Here is a 4101-nt window from a genome sequence, read left to right as displayed (position 1 = left end):
CGTAATTGGGACATAGCCATGAAAAAGCCCCCATCTCGCGATGGGGGCTTTTTTATCTCTGCGATTTGGCGCAGTCTCTTCCATTCAGAGCGGGAAGGGGGCTGGTGCCTCGAAGGTCATCCGCTCGCCACTGCGTGGGTGGCTGATGGTCAGGCTGGCCGCATGCAGGTAGAGATGGGGCGCTGCCGCCAGCGCATCCGGATGGGCGTAGAGGTTGTCACCCAGGATCGTATGCCCCAGTTCCAACATATGGACGCGCAGCTGGTGCGAGCGACCGGTGATGGGGGTCAGCTTGATCAGGCTGTTGCCGTTCTCCACCTTCAGTTTCTCCCACAGGGTCAGAGCGTGACGTCCCTCCTCAAAGTCCACCTTCTGTTTCGGGCGGTTGGGCCAGTCGACGCAGAGCGGCAGGTCAACCTGACCCGACTCTGCCTCCGGCTCGCCCCACACCCAGGCGAGGTAGTGCTTCTCGGTCTCCCGCTCGCGAAATTGTCGGCTCAACTCCCGATGAGAGTTGGGATTGAGGGGAATGACAATGACGCCAGTGGTGGACATGTCGAGGCGATGAGCTGCCGCCGCCTTGGGGTGCTGCTGCTTCACCCGATGCAGGACGCTGTCTTCATTCTCGGGGCCGCGCCCGGGGACGCTCAGCAGGCCAGTGGGCTTGTTGACCACCATGATGTCCTTGTCCTTGAACAGGATATCGAGCCAGGGTTCCAGGGGCGGTGAGTATACAAACATAGCGTCTCGCATCTTTGGTCAAAGCGGGGGCAAGCCCCCATCAGTTATGGGTAACCACAATCATAAAGTGCATGGCAGCCAACTCGCGTTGGGTCTGGTCGTTATCAACCAGATGATGCCTTCACAGCTTTATCAGTTATGAGTGACCACGATAAAGCGGATTGCATCCAGCTTGAGTTGGGTCTGATCGATCAGGTGGTGCAATTCTGCCTGCAGATTGCGCAGATAATCCAGTTCGCTGTCGCGCACGTTCGGGTTGACCGCCTTGAGCGCTTCCAGCCGATCCAGATCCTGCTGCAGGGTCTGCGCCATCTGGGTACGGGCCTTGTCGACAATCCCGGCTTTCAGCTCTTCGGCAATCGGTTGAGCCTTGCCAATCAGACCGTGGATCACCGGTTGCGACGCGGTGACCAGCTTGCTGCCGAGGTGGCGGTTGACCGGAGTCAGCTGGCGGTTGAAGGCATCGAACGCCACTTTTTCACCCAGATTCTGGCCGTTCTTGTCCATCAGCAGACGGATCGGCGTCGGCGGCATGAAACGGTAGAGCTGGGGATGGGCCGCAGACTCGGCAACGAAGATCAGCTCAAGCAGGATGGAGCCGATGGGCAGCGCCTTGTTCTTGAGCAGGGCGACCGAGGTAGCACCGATCTCGGAGCCGAGGATCAGGTCGATACCGCCGCGCATCATGGGGTGATCCCAGGAGAGCAGCGCCATGTCATCCCGCGACAGGGCGGTGTTGCGATCGAAGGTGATGGTCATGCCATCTTGCGGCAGCCCCGGGAAGCTGGAGACCAGCATGTGATCCCCGGGGGTCAGCACCAGCGCGTTCTCGCCACGGTCATCCTGATTGACGCCGATCTCGTCGAACATCTTGAGGGCGAAGGAGATCATGCCGGTGTCGCCATCTTCGGCGGCCAGCTTGTCAACCAGCTGCTGGGCGGCGGCGCCACCGCTGGAGTGGATCTCCAGCAGGCGATCGCGGCCCTGTTCCAGACGGGCCTTGAGCGGCTCGTGCAGTTCGCGGGTCTTGATCAGCAGGGCGTCGAGGGTGGCCTGATCGCCGGTGTTGGCGGCCAGCAGCTCGAACAGTTCATCGCGCACTGCTTCGAATACCGGGCGAGCGGTCGGGCAGGTCTGCTCGAATGCGTCCAGACCATCGTGATACCAGAGCTGCAGGGCGCGCTGGGAGGTGCCCTCCAGATAGGGAACGTGGATCTCGACGGTATTCTGCTGACCGATACGATCCAGTCGACCGATGCGCTGTTCCAGCAGATCCGGGTTGAGCGGCAGATCGAACAGCACCAGATGACTGGCAAACTGGAAGTTGCGACCTTCTGAACCGATCTCGGAGCAGAGCAACACCTGGGCGCCACCATCCTCTTGCGCAAAATAGGCAGAGGCCTTGTCCCGCTCGAGGATGGACATCCCTTCATGGAACACGGTACCGCGGATCCCTTCACGGGTGCGCAGCGCCTCTTCCAGTGCGATGGCGGTGGCCGCTTCGGAGCAGATCACCAACACCTTCTGCTGGCGGGCAGAAAGCAGCAGCCCCAGCAACCAGTCAACGCGCGGGTCGAACTGGGTCCAGGTGGCGTTGTCGCCTTCGAACTGCTGGAAGATCTTCTCGGGATAGAGGTAGCGCAGGGCGCGGGTCTGCAGATCGCCGCCGTTGCCACCCATCATGCCCATCACCTTGATGGCGGTCTTGTACTGATCCGGCAGTGGCATGGGGTAGACGTTGAGGTGACGCTCGGGGAAGCCCTGAATATTGGCGCGGCTGTTGCGGAACAACACCCGGCCGGTGCCGTGCTGATCCAGCAGCGTTGCGACCGCTTGTTGGCGGGCAGCAGCATCGCTCAAATCCAGCCCTTCCAGCTGGCTGGCGAGGATCTGTTTGGCTGCATCGCTCAGGGTTTCGCCTTCCAGCAGCTCTTGCGCGGCGCTGGCGACTTGGCCATAGGCCTGCTCCTCGGCGAGGAAGGCGTCGTAGTCGTAGAAACGCTCGGGATCGAGCAGGCGCAGACGGGCAAAGTGGCTCTGGTGGCCCAACTGATCCGGGGTGGCGGTCAGCAGCAGCACGCCCGGCACCTGTTCGGCCAGCGCTTCCACCATTTCGTAGGCGCGGCTGGGGGCCTCTTCGCTCCACTCCAGATGGTGTGCTTCGTCGACAACCAGCAGATCCCACTCGGCTTCCAGCACCTGTTCGAAGCGACGACGCTTCTTGCGCAGGAAGTCGAGGCTGCAGATCACCAGCTGTTCGGTCTCGAAGGGGTTCTCCGCATCGGCGAACGCCTCGATGCAGCGCTCCTCGTCAAACAGGGAGAAGTGCAGGTTGAAGCGGCGTAGCATCTCGACCAGCCACTGGTGCTGCAAAGTTTCGGGCAGCAGGATCAGCACCCGATGGGCGCGACCGGAGAGCAACTGCTGATGAATGATCATGCCCGCTTCTATGGTCTTACCCAGACCCACCTCATCAGCCAGCAATACGCGCGGGGCGTAGCGGTGACCCACTTCGTGGGCAATATAGAGCTGGTGCGGGATCAGGCTGACCCGGCCACCGGCCAGACCGCGGGTCGGGTTGCGACGACGCTGGTGCTGGTTGACCAACGCCTCGTAGCGCAGGGTAAAGCGGGACATCCGGTCAATCTGACCGGCAAACAGGCGATCCTGCGGCTTGTTGAATTTGATGAAGTTGTTGAGAAACACTTCCTTGAGGGCAACGGGCTCATCATTGTCGGTGCGAACACCGACATATATAAGCAGGCCGTCTTTCTCCTGCACTTCTTCGACCATCATGGTCCAGTCTTCGTGACTGGCAATCTGATCGCCCACATTGAAGCTGACCCGGGTGACCGGCGCCTCTTCTTTGGCATACATGCGGTTTTCACCGGTAGCCGGAAACAACAGGGTAACCATGCGTCCTTCAACAGCAACGACAGTCCCCAACCCCAGATCCGTCTCTGTATCACTAATCCAACGCTGGCCAAGTGCAAAAGGCATTAAACTCTCCAAAGCCCAAGAGTGTGAGAATCGCAAAGGGGCGCTATGTTACCCGAAGGCCGGATCCCGATCACCATGGTTGTGGTATTCGGGAAAGGCAATTCGATACAACCTTGATCTACTGACACCCTTGACCCCGCAAGGGGCAGAAAGTGCCTGCATACGGAACCCTGTATGAGCATTAAAACACCACCTTGGTTGATTGGTGAGCGGTTGAGCTGGAAATGCGAATTTTATGCGAAATCACCCTTGCCAATCCGAGCCAGCTCCCTATAATGCGCCTCCATCGACAGGGCAAGCGGCAACGCAAACGACCAAGTCGATAACCTCGAAAAGCCTGTGAAAATAAGGCTTGACTCG

Annotated in this window: 2 protein-coding genes; both read right to left on the bottom strand. The window is 59.9% G+C overall.

All coding sequences use genetic code 11. The features are described from left to right. Positions 1-84: 84 nt before the first annotated feature. On the bottom strand, positions 85-741 hold the full coding sequence (rluA, locus tag BN1127_RS15540) for a bifunctional tRNA pseudouridine(32) synthase/23S rRNA pseudouridine(746) synthase RluA (protein WP_042650014.1): 657 nt from the start codon (positions 739-741) through the stop codon (positions 85-87). Positions 742-873: 132 nt separating this feature from the next. Further along, positions 874-3741, bottom strand: coding sequence for an RNA polymerase-associated protein RapA (rapA, locus tag BN1127_RS15535; protein ID WP_041206378.1), 2868 nt, complete (start codon positions 3739-3741; stop codon positions 874-876). Positions 3742-4101 lie beyond the last annotated feature (360 nt).

Source organism: Aeromonas media (genome assembly GCF_000819985.1).
GTDB classification, from domain to species: Bacteria; Pseudomonadota; Gammaproteobacteria; order Enterobacterales; family Aeromonadaceae; genus Aeromonas; species Aeromonas media.
This window is presented reverse-complemented; position numbering and strand designations above follow the sequence as displayed.